Origin of the sequence: Ruminococcus bromii (assembly GCF_928721825.1) — a bacterium.
Classification (GTDB): domain Bacteria; phylum Bacillota; class Clostridia; order Oscillospirales; family Acutalibacteraceae; genus Ruminococcoides; species Ruminococcoides bromii.
In genome coordinates this window covers 1,296,574-1,316,457 of the sequence record NZ_CAKMVP010000003.1, presented here as the reverse complement: position 1 = coordinate 1,316,457, position 19,884 = coordinate 1,296,574, and the positions used below count along the sequence as shown (strand labels likewise).

At 42.7% G+C, this 19,884-nt stretch carries 23 protein-coding genes; 6 read left to right on the top strand and 17 right to left on the bottom strand.

The window, feature by feature from the left end; genetic code table 11:
• Positions 1-124: 124 nt before the first annotated feature.
• The 4 genes from gpmI to trmL form a co-directional block, all read right to left on the bottom strand.
• On the bottom strand, positions 125-1,636 hold the full coding sequence (gene gpmI, locus QDI94_RS06670; protein WP_278868002.1) for a 2,3-bisphosphoglycerate-independent phosphoglycerate mutase: 1,512 nt from the start codon (positions 1,634-1,636) through the stop codon (positions 125-127).
• Positions 1,637-1,762: 126 nt separating this feature from the next.
• A complete protein-coding gene (tpiA, locus tag QDI94_RS06665; protein WP_101028264.1) occupies positions 1,763-2,530 on the bottom strand; it encodes a triose-phosphate isomerase in 768 nt (255 codons plus the stop codon).
• 93 nt (positions 2,531-2,623) lie between these two features.
• Positions 2,624-3,832, bottom strand: a complete 1,209-nt coding sequence (locus tag QDI94_RS06660; protein WP_187128343.1) for a phosphoglycerate kinase — start codon at positions 3,830-3,832, stop codon at positions 2,624-2,626.
• Between the two features lie 186 nt (positions 3,833-4,018).
• The gene (trmL, locus tag QDI94_RS06655) at positions 4,019-4,537 is read right to left on the bottom strand and encodes a tRNA (uridine(34)/cytosine(34)/5-carboxymethylaminomethyluridine(34)-2'-O)-methyltransferase TrmL (RefSeq protein ID WP_101028266.1); all 519 of its coding nucleotides are present in this window, start codon (positions 4,535-4,537) and stop codon (positions 4,019-4,021) included.
• 158 nt (positions 4,538-4,695) lie between these two features.
• Here trmL and QDI94_RS06650 point away from each other — a divergent pair, with 158 nt between their 5' ends.
• Entirely contained in the window at positions 4,696-4,878 is a 183-nt protein-coding gene (locus QDI94_RS06650) for a hypothetical protein (RefSeq protein ID WP_015523309.1), read from the top strand.
• Between the two features lie 52 nt (positions 4,879-4,930).
• On the opposite strand, the gene QDI94_RS06645 is transcribed toward QDI94_RS06650, so the two are convergent.
• The 3 genes from QDI94_RS06645 to QDI94_RS06635 are packed head-to-tail and all read right to left on the bottom strand — an operon-like array spanning position 4,931 to position 5,995.
• The gene (locus tag QDI94_RS06645; protein WP_101028267.1) at positions 4,931-5,314 is read right to left on the bottom strand and encodes a hypothetical protein; all 384 of its coding nucleotides are present in this window, start codon (positions 5,312-5,314) and stop codon (positions 4,931-4,933) included.
• A gap of 14 nt (positions 5,315-5,328) precedes the next feature.
• On the bottom strand, positions 5,329-5,649 hold the full coding sequence (locus QDI94_RS06640) for a hypothetical protein (protein ID WP_101028268.1): 321 nt from the start codon (positions 5,647-5,649) through the stop codon (positions 5,329-5,331).
• Complete coding sequence (locus QDI94_RS06635; protein ID WP_101028269.1) at positions 5,630-5,995, bottom strand: Asp23/Gls24 family envelope stress response protein; 366 nt, start codon at positions 5,993-5,995, stop codon at positions 5,630-5,632. The genes QDI94_RS06640 and QDI94_RS06635 overlap by 20 nt, the downstream gene beginning before the upstream one ends.
• Before the next feature lie 154 nt (positions 5,996-6,149).
• Between QDI94_RS06635 and QDI94_RS06630 the strand changes: the two genes are divergently transcribed.
• Complete coding sequence (locus QDI94_RS06630; protein WP_015523312.1) at positions 6,150-6,335, top strand: YlcI/YnfO family protein; 186 nt, start codon at positions 6,150-6,152, stop codon at positions 6,333-6,335.
• A 60-nt stretch (positions 6,336-6,395) separates the two neighbouring features.
• On the opposite strand, the gene QDI94_RS06625 is transcribed toward QDI94_RS06630, so the two are convergent.
• The 3 genes from QDI94_RS06625 to QDI94_RS06615 all read right to left on the bottom strand — a co-directional run bounded on the left by QDI94_RS06625 (position 6,396) and on the right by QDI94_RS06615 (position 9,518).
• Positions 6,396-7,967: a peptidoglycan DD-metalloendopeptidase family protein gene (locus tag QDI94_RS06625; RefSeq protein WP_278867998.1), complete on the bottom strand. Its 1,572-nt coding sequence runs from the start codon at positions 7,965-7,967 to the stop codon at positions 6,396-6,398.
• 171 nt (positions 7,968-8,138) lie between these two features.
• Complete coding sequence (locus QDI94_RS06620; protein WP_101028271.1) at positions 8,139-8,594, bottom strand: S-ribosylhomocysteine lyase; 456 nt, start codon at positions 8,592-8,594, stop codon at positions 8,139-8,141.
• A 15-nt stretch (positions 8,595-8,609) separates the two neighbouring features.
• The gene (locus tag QDI94_RS06615; RefSeq protein ID WP_278867996.1) at positions 8,610-9,518 is read right to left on the bottom strand and encodes a glycoside hydrolase family 25 protein; all 909 of its coding nucleotides are present in this window, start codon (positions 9,516-9,518) and stop codon (positions 8,610-8,612) included.
• Between the two features lie 252 nt (positions 9,519-9,770).
• On the opposite strand from QDI94_RS06615, the gene QDI94_RS06610 reads away from it, so the two are divergent.
• The 4 genes from QDI94_RS06610 to QDI94_RS06595 all read left to right on the top strand — a co-directional run bounded on the left by QDI94_RS06610 (position 9,771) and on the right by QDI94_RS06595 (position 12,876).
• Positions 9,771-10,103: a hypothetical protein gene (locus QDI94_RS06610; protein WP_278418816.1), complete on the top strand. Its 333-nt coding sequence runs from the start codon at positions 9,771-9,773 to the stop codon at positions 10,101-10,103.
• A gap of 104 nt (positions 10,104-10,207) precedes the next feature.
• Positions 10,208-11,698: a L,D-transpeptidase family protein gene (locus QDI94_RS06605; RefSeq protein ID WP_278867993.1), complete on the top strand. Its 1,491-nt coding sequence runs from the start codon at positions 10,208-10,210 to the stop codon at positions 11,696-11,698.
• A 259-nt stretch (positions 11,699-11,957) separates the two neighbouring features.
• A complete protein-coding gene (locus QDI94_RS06600) occupies positions 11,958-12,398 on the top strand; it encodes a hypothetical protein (RefSeq protein ID WP_278867992.1) in 441 nt (146 codons plus the stop codon).
• 1 nt (position 12,399) lies between these two features.
• Positions 12,400-12,876: a VanZ family protein gene (locus QDI94_RS06595; RefSeq protein ID WP_278867991.1), complete on the top strand. Its 477-nt coding sequence runs from the start codon at positions 12,400-12,402 to the stop codon at positions 12,874-12,876.
• Between the two features lie 172 nt (positions 12,877-13,048).
• Here the strand turns inward: QDI94_RS06595 and QDI94_RS06590 are convergent, their stop codons facing one another.
• From QDI94_RS06590 to recA, 7 genes are all read right to left on the bottom strand, one after another.
• Positions 13,049-13,834: a polysaccharide deacetylase family protein gene (locus QDI94_RS06590; protein WP_278867989.1), complete on the bottom strand. Its 786-nt coding sequence runs from the start codon at positions 13,832-13,834 to the stop codon at positions 13,049-13,051.
• A 94-nt stretch (positions 13,835-13,928) separates the two neighbouring features.
• A complete protein-coding gene (cysS, locus tag QDI94_RS06585; RefSeq protein WP_278419800.1) occupies positions 13,929-15,335 on the bottom strand; it encodes a cysteine--tRNA ligase in 1,407 nt (468 codons plus the stop codon).
• 3 nt (positions 15,336-15,338) lie between these two features.
• The gene (gene epsC / locus QDI94_RS06580; protein ID WP_101028997.1) at positions 15,339-15,992 is read right to left on the bottom strand and encodes a serine O-acetyltransferase EpsC; all 654 of its coding nucleotides are present in this window, start codon (positions 15,990-15,992) and stop codon (positions 15,339-15,341) included.
• 37 nt (positions 15,993-16,029) lie between these two features.
• On the bottom strand, positions 16,030-16,614 hold the full coding sequence (gene pgsA, locus QDI94_RS06575) for a CDP-diacylglycerol--glycerol-3-phosphate 3-phosphatidyltransferase (protein ID WP_278419802.1): 585 nt from the start codon (positions 16,612-16,614) through the stop codon (positions 16,030-16,032).
• Positions 16,615-16,667: 53 nt separating this feature from the next.
• Positions 16,668-18,008 (bottom strand): 30S ribosomal protein S12 methylthiotransferase RimO, encoded by a 1,341-nt coding sequence (rimO, locus tag QDI94_RS06570; protein ID WP_278419803.1) that lies wholly within the window; start codon positions 18,006-18,008, stop codon positions 16,668-16,670.
• Between the two features lie 2 nt (positions 18,009-18,010).
• A complete protein-coding gene (locus QDI94_RS06565) occupies positions 18,011-18,616 on the bottom strand; it encodes a regulatory protein RecX (protein WP_278419804.1) in 606 nt (201 codons plus the stop codon).
• Positions 18,616-19,737: a recombinase RecA gene (gene recA / locus QDI94_RS06560; protein ID WP_101028994.1), complete on the bottom strand. Its 1,122-nt coding sequence runs from the start codon at positions 19,735-19,737 to the stop codon at positions 18,616-18,618. The genes QDI94_RS06565 and recA overlap by 1 nt, the downstream gene beginning before the upstream one ends.
• Between the last annotated feature and the right edge of the window lie 147 nt (positions 19,738-19,884).

The following is a 19,884-nucleotide window of genomic DNA, read 5'->3' as shown; positions in this document are numbered from 1 at the left end:
TTGCGTTGCGGGAATTTGCGGCGGTCGCAAGGCTACCCCTACAGTTTTGTGCTAACACAAAAAAGCCACCGATAAAACATCGGTGGCTCTGTATATAAGCTCTGTATATAATTAGTAAAATAAATTACTTAATAAGGCTTGTGCCGTCCATTTCTTCGGGCTGCTCGAGTCCCATAATTTGGAGCATTGTCGGAGCAATATCGGCAAGTCTGCCGCCCTCACGAAGCTCGCAGTCGTAGTTTACTACGCAGAAAGGAACAGGGTTTGTTGTGTGAGCAGTAAACGGTGAACCGTCCTCTGCAACCATCTTATCTGCATTGCCGTGGTCGGCTGTGATAAGAGCAACACCGCCCATTTCTTTGATTGCGTCAACAACCTTGCCAACGCAGGTGTCAACAGCCTCAACAGCCTTTACGGCTGCCTCGAATACGCCTGTGTGACCAACCATATCGCAGTTAGCGTAGTTGAGAATAATCATATCGTACTTACCGCTCTTGATTGCCGGAACAAGCTTGTCTGTAACCTCGTAAGCACTCATTTCAGGCTGAAGGTCATATGTTGCAACAGCAGGTGACTTAACAAGGATTCTGTCTTCGCCGGGATACTGCTTTTCAACACCGCCGTTGAAGAAGAATGTTACATGAGCATACTTTTCTGTTTCTGCAATTCTGAGCTGTGTCATGCCCTTGTCGGATACATACTCGCCGAGTGTGTTCTTGAGAACCTCTGGCTTGAATGCAACTTCAACATTAGGCATTGTTGCATCATACTGAGTCATGCAAACAAAGTTTACGGGGAAGAAACCGTTCTTTCTCTCAAAGCCCTTAAAATCAGGGTCAACAAATGTTCTTGTAATCTCTCTTGCTCTGTCAGGACGGAAGTTGAAGAAGATGATGCTGTCGTTAGGCTTAACTTGAGCACCGCCCTCAATAACACAAGGAACAACAAATTCGTCTGTTACGCCGTCATTGTAAGAGTTCTTAATTGCGCAAACAGGGCACTCTGCCTTGTTGCCCTCACCATATACCATAGCGGCATATGCCTTTTCAACTCTGTCCCAGTTGTTATCTCTGTCCATTGCGTAGTATCTGCCCTCAACTGTGGCAACCTTGCCTATGCCGATTTCTTTGAGCTTGTTAAGAAGCTTGTCAGCATATTCAGCGGCACTTGAAGGCGGAACATCACGGCCGTCAAGGAATGCGTGAATGTAAACATCCTTAAGACCCTTTTTCTTAGCAAGTTCAAGAATACCGTAGAGATGCTCAATGTGGCTGTGAACACCGCCGTCTGAGAGAAGTCCCATAAGGTGAAGTGCCGTGCCGTTCTTGAGAGCCTTGTCCATTGCATCAACAATAGCCTCGTTATCTTTGAGCTTGTCCTCGTTGATAGTCTTTGTAATTCTTGTGAGTTCCTGATAAACGATTCTGCCGGCACCCATATTTGTGTGACCGACCTCAGAGTTACCCATCTGACCGTCAGGAAGACCTACATCCATACCCGACGCACCAATCTGTGTGAGCGGATTAGATGCAAAAAGCTTGTCAATGTTTGGCTTTTTAGCAGCCTTGATAGCGTTGCCTTTTTCTGGAGCAATACCAAAGCCGTCAAGAATCATTAAAATTACCGGTTTTTTCATTTTGCGTGTCCTTTCCATAAAGCATACACAATCTTGTTATGCAAAAAACAAAATCCAAAAGCCGATTACAGACTTTTGTGCCGTGCCCAAAAGGACACGGCATTGTGTTTGAATATACTGTTTAAATTACTTGCTTGCAGCCTTTACGATTGCGGCAAACTTCTCGGCAACGAGTGATGCACCGCCGATAAGACCACCGTCAACATTTGTCTTTGAGAGAAGCTCGTCAGCATTGCCGTCATTCATTGAACCGCCGTACTGAATTGTAACAGCGTCGGCAGCAGCCTGATTGTAAAGCTTAGCGATTGTAGCACGGATGAAAGAGCAAACTTCTTCAGCCTGATCAGCTGTTGCAGTTTTGCCTGTGCCGATAGCCCATACAGGCTCATAAGCGATAACAACATTTTTGAGTTCTTCTTCTGTTACATTGAAGAGGTCAAGCTTAATCTGTCTTGCGATAACTTCTTCTGTGATGTCGCACTCACGCTCCCAGAGGAGTTCGCCGACGCAAACGATTGGCTTAAGACCTGCGGCAAGAGCAGCCTTTGTTCTCTTGTTTACAGTTTCGTCTGTTTCGCCGAAATACTGTCTTCTCTCGCTGTGACCGAGAACTACATATTCAACGCCCATTTCCTTGAGCATACCTGTTGAGATTTCGCCAGTGAAAGCACCGCTTTCAGCCCAGTGACAGTTTTCTGCACCGATTTTAACATTTGTGCCTTCTGTAGCCTCAAGTGCTGTTGCAAGGTCAACATAAGGAACACAAGCGATTACTTCACAACCTGCATCTTTTACGAGGGGAGTAATAGCGTTGAGGAGCTCTTTAGCTTCCTTTGGAGTTTTGTTCATTTTCCAGTTGCCTGCAATAATTGCCTTTCTCTTTGACTTATCCATGATAATTTTCCTTTCAGAATATGTTTTTAATATAATAAAATAACAGGGTTAAATCAGTAAGGGCGGAAAAATCCGCCCTTTTATTTGATTAAATTATTTGTCAGCGATTGCTGCGATACCCGGAAGAACCTTGCCCTCAAGATATTCAAGAGATGCACCGCCGCCTGTTGAGATGTGGCTCATCTTATCAGCAAAACCAAGCTGAATAACAGCAGCTGCGCTGTCGCCGCCGCCGATGATTGTTGTTGCGTCTGTGTCGGCAAGAGCCTTAGCAACAGCAATTGTACCCTTTGCAAGAGTCGGGTTCTCAAATACGCCCATAGGACCGTTCCAAACAACAGTCTTTGCGCTCTTTACAGCGTCGGCAAAGAGTTCCTGTGTCTTTGTGCCGATGTCAAGACCTTCCATATCAGCAGGAATCTTGTCTGAATCAACAACCTTAACTTCGATTTCAGCGTCGATAGGATCAGGGAAGCCTGCAGCGATTGTTGTGTCGATTGGGAGAAGGAGCTTCTTGCCGAGCTTTTCAGCCTTAGCCATCATTTCCTTACAGTAGTCAATCTTTGTATCGTCAACGAGTGAAAGACCGACTTCCTTGCCCTGAGCCTTGAGGAATGTGTAAGCCATACCGCCGCCGATGATGAGTGTGTCGCACTTTTCGAGGAGGTTTGAAATAACATTGAGCTTGTCAGCAACCTTAGCACCGCCGAGGATTGCAACGAACGGACGAACAGGAGTTTCAACGGCATTGCCGAGGTAGTTAATTTCCTTCTGCATGAGGTAACCTACTGCTGTGTCCTTGATGTGGTCTGTAACACCTACTGTTGAGCAGTGTGCACGGTGAGCCGAACCGAATGCATCCATTACGAATACATCAGCGAGTGAAGCAAGTTCTGATGAGAACGGCTCAAGATTCTTTGTTTCTTCTTTTCTGAAACGAGTGTTCTGGAGAAGAACAACATCGCCGTCTTTCATTTCTGCAACAGCCTTTTTAGCATTTTCGCCTACAACCTCGTCATCGTTAGCGAAAACAACATCCTGACCGAGGAGTTCCGAAAGTCTTACTGCTACGGGAGCAAGTGAGAACTTCTCTTCGGGACCGTTCTTCGGCTTGCCGAGATGTGAGCAAAGGATAACCTTGCCGCCGTCAGCGATGAGCTTCTTGATTGTAGGAAGAGCTGCTGTAATTCTGTTGTCGTTTGTGATTACGCCGTCCTTGAGCGGTACATTGAAGTCACAACGAACAAGTACTTTTTTACCTTTTACATTGATGTCATCAACAGATACTTTGTTGAGCTGCATAATATACATTCCTTTCGTGTAAGAAGAAATTTGTAAAAATTTAGTATTTTTACAGTCACCATTATTATATATCAAAAACCCCTTTTTATCAATAGAAAACTTTAAAAATTTCGCCTGTCGGGGTATTTTTTGCACTGTCTTTACAAATACTGATTTTAAGGAAGTTTATGAATATTATTTTTGTTCTTATGTCATATTGTTGAGGTCGCTCCACTTGTGATTGTGAAGCTCGCCCTTGTTCTGCAAAGCAGGATAATCCCATTGTCTTAAAACTTCATAAGCTGCAATTGCAACCGAGTTCGAAAGATTAAGACTTCTTGCCTCGTCAATCATAGGCAGTCTTAAAGTGTCATCGGGATGCTGCATTAAAAGCTCCTCGGGCAAGCCTTTTGTTTCTTTGCCAAAGAGAAGATAGCAGTTGTCGGGATATTCAACATCGCTGTGGCGGTGAGTTCCTTTTGTTGAAAAGAAAAAGTATTTTCCGCCCTTTGTTTTTTCAAAAAAATCGTCAATGTTTTCATAATATGTGATGTCAAGCAAGTGCCAGTAGTCAAGTCCCGCTCTTTTGAGTTTTTTATCGTCGGGTTCAAAGCCCATAGGCTTGACAAGATGAAGTCTTGTTCCCGTTGCAGCACAGGTTCGTGCCACATTGCCCGTGTTCTGCGGAATTTCGGGTTCAACAAGCACAAGGTTGAGAGTTGCCAAAAGTTATCACTCCAATTTTTATTATTCCATTCTTTTTCTGTTTAAATACATTTTAAATCGTAAACAATAATAATGCAAGTTTTTTTGACAAAGCCGTGTGACAAAGATGAAAAAACACACATTTTGTCAATGAATTTGCAGGATGGGGAGGTGTGATTATGAATACAAGTCCAATGATGAATGTGATGAAAGGCGTTGCAATAGGAATGACGGCAGGCGTCTGCATGGGTATTGTCGGCAAAAATATGGTAGACAGCAACCCAAAACTCAAGAAAAAGGCAAACAAAGCCTTTAAGACAATGGAGTCAGTCCTCGACACCGCACAGTATATGTTCAGATAAAATCATATTCATCATAAACAAAACCCCGATTCAAACGAATCGGGGTGTAATTTTATACTCTCTTGTATGTGCTTTTCCTGAAAATCAATGTGTCGCCCGAAATATAATATTTGTGATAATCATTCAGGGCTTCCTCTTCGCTTTGAGCAAGGTCAAATGATGATGTGCCGTCCCATTCCATTGTGAATACAAGTTTTCCATCACTCATGACCTTGTATGACACAGGGTCAGCACTTGTCGGACCATGATAATCAATATCATTGCAAGAACCGTCATCATTAAAATACATTTTTGAATTTTCGCTAATTTGCCCATCGTCGTCAACAAATGCCCATATTCCGGTTATGCTGTTGTTACTGCAACCGCTTAATGACATAACCGCAAACAACATCGTAATTATACATAACACCATTGATATTTTTCTTAATTTTATCATATTGTTACCTCTGTTTACAGACTTGCCTTAATCTGTTCAATGACCTTCATAACAGATTTTTTTGGTACAGCGGCAACAATACCGTTAAGTGCCATTTCGTTTCCGCCAACACTACCGACACCTGCTTGTACCCAACCAGATACAATGAGCGTTGTATCTGTAAATTCAATTTTTATGTATTGCATAGCAGTCAAAAGTCCTGTACCTTTTTTCCATACAGTTTCGCCGTTGTAGGAAACTTCTTTAAAACCGTTTGCCTGCAAAATGTTTACAGCAGTGTTGTATGATTCATCAACACTGTTTCGCAGTGGCAGGTTAATAATTGTTCTTGCCATTATAAAAACCTCCGTCAATATTATTAAGTTTTTGGTGGCATCGTGGACATTCGTTAATACCTGCGGTAACATTAAGACCGCAATTTGGACATTTATTGTTATTTCCTAAATTTTTAAGTGAATTAAGCTTATCCTCATTTTTCTTTTTAACAAAAGAAAATATAACCATAATAATTCCTACAAGCAGAATAATAAATGAAATTATAGCAACTGCAATAATTGTTTTTTCAAATGAAGAAAATGGAGATGTCCACGAATATCTTTTGTTTGTATTCACAGTAAATAACGAATATGCAAGTCCGCCAAAGCCGAGAGTTGTCAGAATATACCCAATAACAGTAATCACTTATTGCCTCCTTATTAAATTTTTTAGATATGAAGCTTCATTGATTCAATTATAACATTGCGTAATACAAAATGCAAGACAAAAGTAATACGCAATTTTTGTGTAAATTGCATACAATAGTAATATATAATGTAATACAGGAGCGGTTCACGCAATGAAAAAGTTTAAAATTCCGCAAATTCCCCAAACAACAAGCAAAAGTATACGATTTCCAAACGATGTGATTGATGAAGTGGAATCTGTCCTTGTCGGTACGGATTGCACATTTTCTGCCTTTGTTGTGGAAGCAGTAAGAGTAGCTCTTGAAAATTTAAAAGAAGAATCAGCCGAAGATGAGTAAACAAAACCCCCTATTCAAGTGAATAGGGGGTTATAATTTTGCATTTTATATTTAATTAAATCAGCTTGTGTAGCCGAGGGGATCCATTTTTTCACCGTTGAGGCGGATTTCAAAATGGAGGTGAGGACCTGTTGAGTTGCCTGTTGAACCGACATAACCGATGAGGTCGCCCTGATTTACATACTGACCTGTTACTGCAACAAGTGAACTGCAATGGCCGTAAAGTGTTGTGTAGCCACTGCCGTGGTCAATGATAACATAGTTGCCGTAGCCGCTGTTGTCACCGCCAGAGAATGTTACGGTACCGCTTGCGGATGCATAAATAGGCTGTCCGTAAACACCGCCGGCTGAAATGTCAAGTCCGCCGTGAAGTCTGCCCCAGCGTGTGCCGAAGGTACTTGTCAATGTATGTGTGTAGGGGAGTGGCCATGCAAACATACCCGATGAACCTGTTGTGTAGCTTGAAGATGAATCTGAACTTGATGAAGAACTGCTGTCTGATGAGGTTGATGATGAACCTGAGCTTGATGAAGTATCCTCAGCCTTGCCTTTTACGACAACTTCGTCAACTGCCTCTTTAATAGTTTTTGCGTCAGTCTGAACCGCATCGGTCTGAACACCGTCAACAAATGTAGTTCTTACCGTTACTTCTTCTTCGCCCTTAACGCCTTCGGTAGTTACCTTTTTGTATGAAGAAGACTTGTCCTCGTCATACTTAACCTTTGTGTCATAAGCTACATCTCTTGTGTAAACAATGTCTGTTGAAAGTGAGATTGAAAACTTGCCGTCTGCAAGTGCCATAACATCTTCTGCCGACACAAGGTCTGTACCGCTTGGGTTGCCTGTTACAACCTCCACCGAATTTGCAAATTCGGTTGTTGTTTCGTTATCGTAATCCTTGCGGTAATCAACAAGAACCTGATCAAGGTCTGCCTTAAGCTCGTCAATCTCTTCTGTCGCACCGATAAAGTTGCCGTCAATATAAAGACTTGCACATGACGGTGAAATTGTGTTGAGGTCAGCATATTCACCGCTGATTTCTGTGTAATCGGGAACTGCTTCATCACTTGTAGCTGCAGCAACAACTGCAGCAGCTTCTGTTCCGGTTCCGTTAGTATTTGTTTCTTGCACATCAAGAGCACTTGCAACAGTAACGCACGAAAGTGTGATTGCGCTGAAACACGCAACAACCGCAAGCACAGCCTTCTTTTTAATCAATTTCTGTGAACGGACTGTTGACGGTGCAAGGTGCGCGTACTGCTTTTCACTCTTGAACGAAAGTCCGGATACAATTTCTCTTGCACTTTTGGTTGTGCCGCTTCTTGATTCTCTGAAGGCTCTGTCAATTGCCAACGCTTGTGTTTTTGCCGTTTTTGTCTTTTTCGGCACATTAACTGATTTGACTGTTGCAGACTTAAAGGAACCCTTCCTGTTCTTTATCGTCTGAGCAAGCTTTGCAGCGGAATTTTTTGAAACTCTTACAACCGATTTTGCACAAAATGTTGTTGCTCTTTTTACAAAGCGAACGGTTTTCTGTGCGGTTGTAAGCTCACGCTTGCAGGCTTTGCGTTTTTTTGTCGGAAGACTCTCGATTTCATTGAAACCTTCCAAACCAATGAACTTTGTCTCCAAAATAATTTCTCCTATCTCATTAACCGTTACATTTCTGTAACAAACACGATACCTTTATTATACCAAATAGTTACGAAATTGCAATATGAGAATTAAAAAATGTCACAATCAATAATATAATAGGGGAGAAGGTTACAAAAAACAGGGAAAAATCAACAATAATTCTCTATGTTAATTATACTTTAAGTTATCAACAGTGTAATTTCTTAACAGAGAGTAATATTTATTCAACTCTTTCAGAGCGCCGTCAAGGTCATGTTCAAGGTAGTTTCCACATTCAATTGCTGTTGTTCCGGGTATTTCTCCCTTGTGCTCCGCACACTGCTTTATTGTGTCTTTTATAAGCTGTAATGCGTCCTCTTCCGACATATCACGAACAAGAAAATAAAAACCCGTTCTGCATCCCATAGGTCCAAAGTAGATTACATTGTCGGCAAATTTGCTGTTGCGGGCATATGTTGCAAAAAGGTGTTCAATTGTGTGCATAACGGGATTTGGAAGATACGGCGGTGTGTTCGGCTTTACAAAACGCATATCATATGTTGTAATGTCGCCGTCAATTCTTGAAATGTAAACACCCGGCATAAGTGTGTTGTGGTTGATTGTAAAGCTTGCTATCTTTTTCATATATATTATCCTTTCTTAATCGTAATCGGCTATGTTTGTGAAACAGATGTTCATATCAACATCGCCCTCAATTCCGTCAACCTTGCCCGATGAGGAATATTGCCACATAGAAAACTGATAATAGAATGTCGGAACATTTGCGTATTCGCAGTACCAGATGTCAAAATCCGCAAGCTGGGTGAGGTCATATTTAAAGTAAAGCTCTTTGCTCGGAGAATAGATAATCGGTGTGTAGCCAAGCTCCTTTACACGGTTGCAGAATGCCTTTGCACAGGCTGTTGCCTGAGCAGCCGAAACGCCGTCGGTTCTTGCGTCATCATCTTTTATGATTTCCCAGTCATATGCAACGGGGAAGTCGATTGTTTCATCGCCGAGAAGTGACTTTATATAGTCAGCCTCTTCAATTGCCTCATCGTTATTGACCGCCTGCGAGAAGAAATACACGCCGACTTTAATACCTGCCGCTTTGGCACCCTTTATATATGAAAGGGCAGAGTCATCCGAGTACATTTTTCCGTCAGAACCGTAACCTCTTCCGCCGATGCGAACCATAGCAAAATCCACGCCGGACTTTTTAACCTTGTCCCAGTCGATTGTTCCGCTGTATGATGAAATGTCAATTCCCTCCATTGACGCAGGCTTGCCGTTTTCGCTGTAGTATTTGAATGTGTCGTCAGAGGAGAAGCTGTCATTGTTGAGTGTGTTTTTCGGCACACCGTCAAGCTCGGTAATCCAAATTTCTCCGAGAGTGCTGTCGTTTATATGTATTTTTTCGCCTGTTGTCTTGACCGTTGTGTCTGTGGCAACAGTTGCCGAGGTCGTACTGCCCGACTGCGAACTGCTTTCAGCGTTGTTTGAACAACCGCACAAAACCGAGGTAAGTGCAAGCATGGCAGCCGTTACGGCACAAATAGTTTTTTTCATTATTCTGCTCCTGTTAAAAGATTTTTAACGCTGAAAAATGTCGATTATACGGGCATTTTGCGTATCTGTTAGTCAGCATATCATAAAAAAGAGTTGATGTAAACAAAGAAACCGAAAATAAATGTTGAAAATTTTGTGAAAATTAAGTATAATCTAAGGTATAAGTGTCACTCGCTCAAAAGGCGATGGCAGTCATTTGAGAATTTAATGATTACAGTGTTTTGCAGGAGCGATAAAGGGCGGTGAGCGAAATTGAAGGAAACAAAGGTGCATGGGTACCGTCACAAAACAACGGAAGAACTCGTCAAGGCAATTGACGAATGTACCTCTCTAAGTCAGCTTTTCGCTCTCATTCAGCACGAGCATATTACGATTCAGATGCTTACCCGTCCCGGTGCTTCAAACCTTGCACCCAAAATTTTAAGCCCGAAAGAGATAACAGGCAACCGTGACACCCCTTTTGAAAGACTGCAAAGGCAGGTTCGTGAGTCTGTTCTTGAGGACGAAAGACGGCTTAAACAAAGTAAGCTGATTGCCGAGTGTGAACGCATTTCAAAACTGAATAAAAATGACAAGATAAAGTAAGAGTAATTAGTGGAAGATTTTTGAATTTTTTTACTAAATACTCTTTATTTTTTCCAAAAAAACATATATAATCTAATTATCAAATACGATTGGAGATGGAATATATGACATTCAAATTTAAACACGCTTTGGCTGTAATGCTCGCAGCAATCACCGTAGCTTGTTCCATTGTCGGAACAATAGCTGTTTCTGCCGCAGAAACAGGCACTCGGTATTCAACAGAAAACACCGTTTCATCTGATGTAGCGGATATGGATACTGAATCCACCAAGGCAACGGAAACTACCAAGCCCTCACAGCCGTCAACAAAACCCACTTCAAAGCCTTCCGTAGTTCCTCCGACTAAGCCTATCAAGCCGAGCGTCGGTGCAATTAAGAACCTCACAAGAACGAAATCTACAACAAACTCACTTTCGTTCAAGTGGAATAAGGTAAAAGGTGCAACGGGCTATGTAATCTATTACCGCAACAATGACGCACACAAGAATTTTTCAAGACTTACATATATAAAGTCAAATGCCTGTACAGTCAAAAAGCTTAAGTCAGGCACATGGTATGATGTTAAAATTGCCGCTTATGTTAAACAGGGCGGCGTAAAGTATGAGGGCAAGAGCCAAACATACAGAACAGCAACATTGCCGAACTCCGTAAGCGTTTCGCTCAAAGAATCAGGCTCTGCCATCAAGCTTTCGTGGAATAAGATTCCGCAGGCAACAGGCTACAAGATTTACCGTATGAGCAGGAACACAAACGGAAAATATGTTCTTTATAAGACAATCACTTCAAACTCAAAAACATCATACAGGGATACCGGCGTCAAGCAGGGCAAGGCTTATTATTATCAGATTAAGGCTTACCGTGCAATCAAAAAGAACACTTACTATTCGTCACCGTCAACAATAAGATGTATGGCAGGCCTCAGCGCCCCTTCCATTTCAATCGGTTCAAAGCTTTCAAGGGCAAATCTCACATGGAAAAAGACGCCTGTTACTCCTACAGCCTATGAGATTTTCTATTCAACCTCAAAGAACGGCAAATATAAGAAACTCGGTGAAACAAAGAATGCATTTTATAACACAAAAAAGCTCACAGCAGGCAAAACCTACTACTTCCGTGTTCGTGCTTACAGATATGTCGGTTCAGGCAGCAATCCAAAGAAATACAAGATACTCGGAACATATCAAACAAAGGGTGTAAAAATCAGTAAGAATGCCTACGGTGTTTCAGTCGGCGGTACATATGTTGAAATCAGCATCAATCAGCAGCATATGTGGTACTACAAGAACGGTAAGCTCGTTGTTGAAACAGATGTTGTAACCGGCAACTACGGTACAAACGATACGCCAAAGGGTGCATATTCAATCATCTACAAGGCATCGCCTGCAACTTTGATGAATAACTCTCATGTAACATTCTGGCTACCGTTCACATCTGACGGTTGCGGAATCCATGACGCATCATGGCGTTCAAGCTGGGAATACGGCGGAACAAGGTACAAGGGTCACGGCTCACACGGCTGTGTAAACACACCGTACAACGCAGTTAAGAAAATCTATAACAACATTTCCTCAGGAACCCGTGTTGTTGTTTATTGATTTTAATCCGTAGTGAAAACTTGATAAAATAATTAAGGCTGACAGATTTTTAATAACCTGTCAGCCTTATTTTATGATGTAGCGGTTTAATAATAAATTATGATTTTGATATAAATTAATATAATTTCTGCACCGAAAAAGTTGTTCTTTGTTTGTATTAGAGAATAATATTTTAACTTATTGACAAAATTTTGTTTTAATAATATAATAGCCTTGCTGTATTAAGTGGTGATATAAAGCAAACATGACGAGAGTAAAAATGAAAAGAATATTTATAGTTGCACTTTTGGCTTTGACGGTTGCGCTTGGTGCGGTTGCAACGGGTTGTTCGGGCGGTAACAATTCATCTTCAACCGACAAATCTTCAAGCAAGGTTGAGTCCGTGAACGATTCATCGGCTGATGATTCAAGTACTGCTGAAGTCGGAAATACAGTTATCGGCGACTTCGTGTGGGATGAAAACAGTTGCATTGTCAATCTTACAAAAGATGCAGCAAAGAAGAGGGAAATTGTAATTCCTGAAAATTGTATTGATTTAAGAATTGATGATTGGGCAAACGATGAGGATAACTATTTTTTAGAAAACGATAACCTTGAAAGCGTAGTGGCAAAGCTTGCTTACGAATCCGCTAAACATTCAGCTAACTCGACCTGCCATATGGTAGTGCAAAAATATATCATTAACAGGAGTTATTATTAAAATGACTCGTAAAATGAATAGTAAATTTATAAAAACAATATTTGCTTTATATTGTCTCGCTCTTGCATACATTTTGTTTTTCTACAGAATGGGATCGGACATCGGCTGCACATATATCGAGTGGATAACAAATATGATCAGCCCGATACCCTTTTGGAGTTTTTATGATTTTTTCACCACTCCCATAATTACCGCAGAATATACATTGTCATTCATCAAAAACATCATAGGAAATCTCATGCTGTTTATGCCAATGGGATTTTTCCTGCCGCACCTACTGAAAAAAACAAGGCAATTTAAGTATTACATTATTTTGATTTGTATTATTGTGCTTTCAGTTGAAATCATACAGTTGTTTACAACCTTGGGAATGTTTGACATTGATGATGTTATTATTAATGTCGCAGGTGCGGCACTGGGGTTTTGCTTGTCAAAAAGAATAGAATCCGCAGTAAAAAGGCATCGTGTGAATAAGTGAACGACTTAATAAGGCGGTAATTTGAAAAAACTTCGGTATTTATAAAATTTGTTTTAACATATAGTTTGCACTATTACTTGCGGGCGAACGAGGTTCGCCCTACAGATTACACATTGCTTTCATCATACCAAAACATAAAATTTTTGAGTTATTACGGTTAAATATGCCTTACTCACGAACTCGGTTGTGTGGCGGTTTTACTGCACATTTTGCCGTCAACATCTGTGTAGTATTCGCCTTTGAGCAGAATTTGCGAAATCGGAACGATTTCGTAGCCCTCGGACTTGATTGCCTCGATTACCGTCGGCAATGCTTCGGGGGTATTTTTTGCACCGTTATGCATCAATATAATACTGCCGTTTTTGATTTTTTTCATAATATTCTGCTTTATCTGCTCGGGAGTAGGATCTTTCCAGTCGAGCGAATCGACATCCCATTGCACGCAATACATATTACATCCGTTGACCGACTTTACAACATCATTGTTGTAATCGCCGTAGGGGGCTCGGAACAGGGTGGGAGTTTTGCCCGTAAGCTCCTTGATTTTTTCGTTGCAGGACTGAATCTGACCGACCATATCGGACGACGACATCTGCGTCATATGCGGATGGGTGTTGCTGTGATTGCCAACATCGTGACCGTGCTTTGCAATATCCCTTACGCTGTCGGGATAATTCTTAACCCAGTCGCCCACAAGGAAAAATGTTGATTTCACCTTGTATTTGTCGAGAATTTCAAGCAGTTGTTCTGTCTGTTCATTGCCCCATGCCGCATCAAACGACAGGGCAACCTGCTTTTTGTCCGTGTCAACATAGTAAATGGGAATTTCACGCTGAGCAGCCGCACTTTGAACGGCTCGAACGGTTGATGTGACTGCAATTGCCCCTGCAAGAACTCCGATTAAAAGACAGAATCCGATTGATATTAGATTTCGTTTTGTTATGATATACAAACGCATAAAATCCCCTCCATACCAAATTTATATGAAGGGGATTTTTATTTATTCATATTTTGTTTTAATTAGGTGCGTTCATTGGGCGATAGCAGTCAAGTTAACCCTCAACATGCCATTCAATGCCGTCTTTTGTGTCCTTGACAACAACCTTCATCTCTTTAAGCTTGTCACGGATAGCGTCGGCTGTCGCCCAATCCTTTTCGGCACGGGCTTTTGTACGCTGTGCAATAAGCTCTTCAACTTCCTTGGCAAAGTCATCGTCAGCGTCCGCTTTGTTGCTTTCGGGAACTTTTGTAAGGTCGAGTGAAAGCACCTTGTCAAATTCGCCGATTACATAAAGCTTTGTCGCATCGTCTGCGTCAGCCTTGAGAACATCATAAACGCAGGTGAGAGCAAGAGAAGTGTTGAGGTCGTTGTCGAGTGCCTCGCAAAATCCCTTTGTAAGCTCCTCAGCCTTTGCCATATCAGGCTCACCGTCCCTTGAAAGAGCGGAAATTCTCTTTACAAGTTTGTTGTAGGCTGTAGCTGTGTTGTCGAGGTTGTCATATGAGAATGTGAGCGGCTTGCGGTAGTGGCTCTGGAGGCAGAACATTCTGTAAACAAGCGGATTGTACCCCTTTTCTTCAAGAAGTGAAACTGTAAGGAAACCGCCCTTTGACTTGCTCATTTTGCCCCTTGCATCATTGAGATGAAGTACATGGAACCAGTACGGACACCACTTGTGACCGAGAAAAGCCTCGCTCTGTGCAATTTCGTTTGTGTGATGGGGGAAAGCGTTGTCAATGCCGCCGCAGTGAATGTCAAGATATTCACCGCAGTGCTTGTAGCTGATGCATGAGCATTCAATGTGCCAGCCCGGATAACCTACACCCCACGGACTCTCCCACTTGAGCTCCTGTGAATCAAATTTTGACTTTGTGAACCAGAGAACAAAGTCAGCCTTGTTACGCTTGTTTTCGTCCTCTTCAACGCTGTCACGAACGCCGACAGCAAGGTCATCCTCGTTCATATTGCCGAACACATAGTAGTTGTCGAGCTTTGAAGTGTCAAAGTAAACATTGCCGCCTGCAATGTAGGCATAGCCCTTTTCAAGCAGAACGGAAATCATATTGATAAAATCGTCAATGCAGTTTGTTGCAGGCTCTACAACATCGGGACGCTTGATGTTGAGCTTTTCGCAGTCGGCAAAAAATGCGTCTGTGTAGAACTTTGCAATCTCCATAACAGTCTTATGCTCACGCTTTGCGCCTGAAAGCATCTTATCCTCGCCTGTGTCGGCATCGCTTGAAAGATGACCTACATCTGTGATGTTCATTACACGGTTTACATCATAACCCGAAAAACGAAGATACTTTTCAAGAACATCTTCCATAATATAGGTGCGAAGATTGCCGATGTGGGCATAGTGATAAACAGTAGGACCGCAGGTGTACATATTAACCTTGCCGGGTGTGTGCGGTACAAATTCCTGCTTTGTCTGTCCGAGAGAATTATATAAAATCATTTGCTATTCCTCACTTTTTACATTTTCCTTTTTCAGCTCATCAAGCTGTTTTTGAAGTTCAAAAATTTTATGTTCAAGGTTGCACAATGCAAGCGCAACCGGATCCGATACATGAATCTGGTCAAGGGTTTCACTGCGGACACCGTTGACTTTTACTACTCTTGCCGGAACTCCGACAGCCGTTGCATTCGGCGGAACTTCGCTTAAAACAACCGCACCTGCGGCAATTCTTGCGTTGTCACCGACCTTGAACGGACCGAGAACCTTTGCCCCCGAGCCGACAAGCACATTATTGCCGAGTGTGGGGTGTCTTTTTCCCGTTTCTTTGCCTGTTCCTCCGAGAGTAACATTCTGATAGATGGTGCAGTTGTCACCGATTACTGTAGTTTCGCCTATGACAACGCCCATTCCGTGATCTATAAAAAGTCCCTTACCGATTGTTGCGCCGGGATGAATCTCAATTCCCGTCTTGTGACGACTGCGTTGAGAAATCCACCTTGCAAGAAACTTGAGGTTGTGCCGCAAACACCAGTTGGCTTTTCGGTGAGAACGCACCGCCTTGAAACCCGAGTAGAGAAAAAACACCTCTGCTCTGCTCCTTGCGGCAGGGTCACGCTCCATAACCGCATCAATATCCGCTTTCAGGTTTTTAAACACGCAATCACCCTCCTGTCAAGACCGTGAGAGTATGTTCTCAGGTCTGAGAAATAAACTGTCTGTTCTGAACTATATATACAACGCCCGAAATGATTGTGAATACAACCGAAATCCAGATGAGAATTTCTCCCACCACAAAGAAAATCGGTTCAAATGTTGCCGTGTTTATAAAATTAAGTCCGACTTCGGGCAGTTCAAGCACGATTTGCATTGCAATTACTGCAATTATAGCAATCATCTGTGAAACCGTCTTTGCTTTGCCCCACATATTAGCGGCGACAACCTTGCCTTTTGAGGCGGCAATCAGCCGTATTGAGGTGACGGAAAATTCACGGAAAAGCACGATTATGACCGCAACACAGTCACATATTCCAAGCTGTACAAAGCACAGAAAGGCGGCAAGTACAAGAATTTTGTCTGCAAGCGGATCGGCAAATTTTCCGAAGTCGGTTACAAGACCGTTTTTTCTTGCAATTTTTCCGTCAAACATATCTGTGAGTGATGCCATTACAAAAATAATCATAGCAACTGCATTGTTGAGCGGAAAATCCGCAAGAAGTGCCGCCACAAAGAACGGAACAAGAATTATTCGTCCTACTGTCAGTTTATTTGGTAAGTTCATTTTATGTGCCTTTCAAAGTTTAATATTATGAAATTGCTGAGTCTTTTAGCCACTTAGGCGATTTTGCCGACAAATTCACCGATAGGATCGCAGCCTGTGTAATCGGTTACACGCACCTTGACAAAATCTCCTGCCTTTGGCTTTTCACCGTCACAGGTGAAGAATACACAGCCGTCAACCTCGGGGGCGTCGGCATAACTTCTGCCGAAGAAACATTCGGCAAGCTTGTCAAAGCCTTCAACAAGAACTTCAATCTCTTTGCCAACAAGGCTTTCGCAGTATTCAGCCATAACCTGCTGTTGATGCTCCATAATAATATCGGCACGCTTTTGCTTGATTTCATCGTCAATCTGGTCGGGCATTTCAGCCGCCTTTGTGTCTTCCTCGGCAGAGTAGGCAAAACAGCCGAGTCGCTGAAACTTCATCTCAGCGGCAAACTCTGCAAGCTCATTGAACTGCTCCTCGGTTTCACCGGGGAAACCTGTAATAAAGGTTGAGCGGAAGATTACATTCGGAATTTTATCCTTAATCTTGTTCATGAGTGCAGTAAGGCTTTCTCTGTCACCGTGACGGTTCATTCTGCGAAGAACATCCCCGTCACAATGCTGGAGCGGAATATCCATATATTTCACAATCTTATCTTCACTTGCAATTGTGTCAATAAGTTCGTCTGTAATTCTGTCGGGATAGCAGTAGAGAACCCTTATCCATTTAAAGCCGTCAATTTTACAAAGTCTTCTGAGAAGCTCTGCAAGCATCGGTTTGCCGTATTTATCCTCACCGAAACGGGTTGTGTCCTGAGCAATTACATTGAGTTCCCTGACTCCGCGCTCAGCAAGACCTTCCGCCTCTTTTACAACATCTTCAATATCTCTGCTGCGGAATCTGCCTCTGATCATCGGGATTGCACAGTAGGAACAACGGTTGTCACAACCCTCGGCAATTTTGAGATAAGCGGTGTAGGGGGGAGTTGAAAGGATTCTTCCGCCCTCAAGCGGCAGACAAACCTTGTCGGGGAAGCTTTCGCACTTCTGTCCGTCAAGTGTTTTCAAAACGATGTCTGCGATAGTTTCGTTGGCACCTATTCCGATAACCGAGTCAACCTCGTAAAGCTGTTCGGAAATCTCCGATTTATATCTTTGAGCAAGACAGCCTGTTACGATGATTGCCTTGATTTTGCCCTCGTCCTTGAGCTTGCCGAGTTCAATAATTTCGTTAATGCTTTCCTGCTTTGCACTTTCGATAAATCCGCAGGTGTTTACAATTACTGCGTCCGCATCTGCCGGATCGTTCACAATAATAAATCCTCTGTTCTTGAGTGTGTACAAAAGCATCTCGGCGTCAACCTGATTTTTTGCACAACCGAGTGATACAATGCCTACTTTATAATTCATAATCAGTCTTCCTCTGTGTATTCTCTGAGGACGGTCTTAATGTCATCCCATCCGTATCCGAGCCTTTGCAGAGCGGCAACGGCTCTTCGCCTTATTTTTTCATCATTTATGTTTTTATATTTTCTGTCGATAACCGCCCTTATTCCGTCACATGGATCAAAGTCGATTTCTTCGATAATCTCTTCTGCAAGTTCACGGTCAATTCCTTTTTGAACAAGCTGTCTTACCGCACTTCTCGGAGCATTATGTTTTGAAAACAAAAGCTGTTCGGCATATCGTCTTGCAAAGTTTTCGTCATTTACAAGACCGAGTTCTTCCATTCGCTCAACAGCCTTTTCCGCCGATTCTTCATCACAGGTGCGTTTGATTTTGTCGGTGAGTTCTTTTTTTGAGTGGTCACGATAGGAAATAAGCCACAAAGCCTTTTCCTTTGCACGGCGCTCATTGCTTAGCCTGATAATCTCGTGCAGCTCCTCGTCATCAATCTCTCTGCCGACATCAAATCTGTTTTCAATAACTGTGCGTGCGTCAAGATTCATAACATATTCGCCGTCAATGTAGAGCGCACACATCGCCTTTCTTCGTGGTTCAACTGCGGTTATAAGCATCAGTCGTCAACCAGAACATCAATTTTTGCACCGCTCTTTTTGTCTGTCTTATCCGCAGAATCAGGCTTGATTTCTTGGTTTGCAGACGGAACTTCGGTAATTTTTACCTTTGGAGCAGGCTTTTTGCGTTCATAAAGCTTGTCAATATTTTCCCAGAGTTTCTTCTCAATTTCAGCAGCAAGCTCCTTGTCGGTTTTGAGAAGCTCCTTGACCTTGTCGCGTCCCTGTCCGAGTCGTCTGCCGTCATAGCTGAACCATGCTCCTGCTTTTTGAACAATCTCAGCCTTTACGGCAAGGTCAAGAAGCTCGCCCTCACGGGAAATGCCTTCACCGTACATAATATCAAATTCAGCTTCGCGGAACGGAGGAGCAATCTTGTTTTTTACAACCTTTGCTCTTGTATGTGAACCGACCATTTCACCGCCTGATTTAAGGGTTTCAACCCTTCTTATATCAATACGAACGGAGCTGTAGAACTTGAGCGCACGACCGCCGGTTGTAACCTCGGGGTTACCGTAGGTTACACCTACTTTTTCACGCAACTGGTTAATGAAGATTGCAACGCAGTTTGACTTTGAAATTGCACCTGCGAGTTTACGCAGTGCCTGTGACATAAGTCTTGCGTGCAGACCTACATGGCTGTCACCCATTTCGCCCTCAATTTCAGCCTTTGGAACAAGAGCGGCAACGGAGTCGATTACGATAACATCAATCGCACCGCTTCGGATAAGCGCCTCTGCAATTTCAAGAGCGTCTTCACCTGTGTCCGGCTGTGAAACGAGGAGTGAATCAACATCAACACCGAGAGCTGCCGCATATGTCGGATCGAGTGCATGCTCAACATCAATAAATGCAACATTGCCGCCGTTTTTCTGTCCCTCTGCAATGCAGTGGAGAGAAAGTGTTGTTTTACCCGAAGATTCAGGTCCGTAAATTTCAACAATTCTTCCGCGGGGAAGTCCGCCGATTCCGAGTGCAATATCAAGCGAAAGCGAACCTGTTGAGATGTGTTCAATGTTCATATGTTTATTTTCGCCAAGACGCATTACAGCACCCTTGCCGAACTGTTTTTCAATTTGTGTGAGCGCAGTTTCAAGCGCTTTGTTTTTATCTACTGCCATTTCATATACCTCCGTACTCCGCAAAGGGAGCTGATGTTTTTCAGTCTGTAACATAACCGTTACTTCAACGGCGGTTATGTTCGCACTAAGATTATAAAATATGTGAGGGAAAAATGCAATAATTTGGCGGTAATTTCATCGAACAAA

Coding starts and splice junctions, on each gene's coding strand:
- gpmI (WP_278868002.1), bottom strand. CDS start 1,636: ATGAAAAAACCGGTAATTTTAATGATTCTTGACGGCTTTGGTATTGCT.
- QDI94_RS06605 (WP_278867993.1), top strand. CDS start 10,208: ATGACATTCAAATTTAAACACGCTTTGGCTGTAATGCTCGCAGCAATC.
- tpiA (WP_101028264.1), bottom strand. CDS start 2,530: ATGGATAAGTCAAAGAGAAAGGCAATTATTGCAGGCAACTGGAAAATG.
- QDI94_RS06640 (WP_101028268.1), bottom strand. CDS start 5,649: ATGGCAAGAACAATTATTAACCTGCCACTGCGAAACAGTGTTGATGAA.
- QDI94_RS06615 (WP_278867996.1), bottom strand. CDS start 9,518: ATGAAAAAAACTATTTGTGCCGTAACGGCTGCCATGCTTGCACTTACC.
- QDI94_RS06660 (WP_187128343.1), bottom strand. CDS start 3,832: ATGCAGCTCAACAAAGTATCTGTTGATGACATCAATGTAAAAGGTAAA.
- QDI94_RS06565 (WP_278419804.1), bottom strand. CDS start 18,616: ATGCTTATAACCGCAGTTGAACCACGAAGAAAGGCGATGTGTGCGCTC.
- QDI94_RS06600 (WP_278867992.1), top strand. CDS start 11,958: ATGAAAAGAATATTTATAGTTGCACTTTTGGCTTTGACGGTTGCGCTT.
- QDI94_RS06595 (WP_278867991.1), top strand. CDS start 12,400: ATGACTCGTAAAATGAATAGTAAATTTATAAAAACAATATTTGCTTTA.
- rimO (WP_278419803.1), bottom strand. CDS start 18,008: ATGAATTATAAAGTAGGCATTGTATCACTCGGTTGTGCAAAAAATCAG.
- cysS (WP_278419800.1), bottom strand. CDS start 15,335: ATGATTTTATATAATTCTCTCGGACAGACAAAGCAGGAATTTGTACCG.
- recA (WP_101028994.1), bottom strand. CDS start 19,737: ATGGCAGTAGATAAAAACAAAGCGCTTGAAACTGCGCTCACACAAATT.
- QDI94_RS06590 (WP_278867989.1), bottom strand. CDS start 13,834: ATGCGTTTGTATATCATAACAAAACGAAATCTAATATCAATCGGATTC.
- QDI94_RS06630 (WP_015523312.1), top strand. CDS start 6,150: ATGAAAAAGTTTAAAATTCCGCAAATTCCCCAAACAACAAGCAAAAGT.
- QDI94_RS06645 (WP_101028267.1), bottom strand. CDS start 5,314: ATGATAAAATTAAGAAAAATATCAATGGTGTTATGTATAATTACGATG.
- QDI94_RS06620 (WP_101028271.1), bottom strand. CDS start 8,594: ATGAAAAAGATAGCAAGCTTTACAATCAACCACAACACACTTATGCCG.
- QDI94_RS06650 (WP_015523309.1), top strand. CDS start 4,696: ATGAATACAAGTCCAATGATGAATGTGATGAAAGGCGTTGCAATAGGA.
- pgsA (WP_278419802.1), bottom strand. CDS start 16,614: ATGAACTTACCAAATAAACTGACAGTAGGACGAATAATTCTTGTTCCG.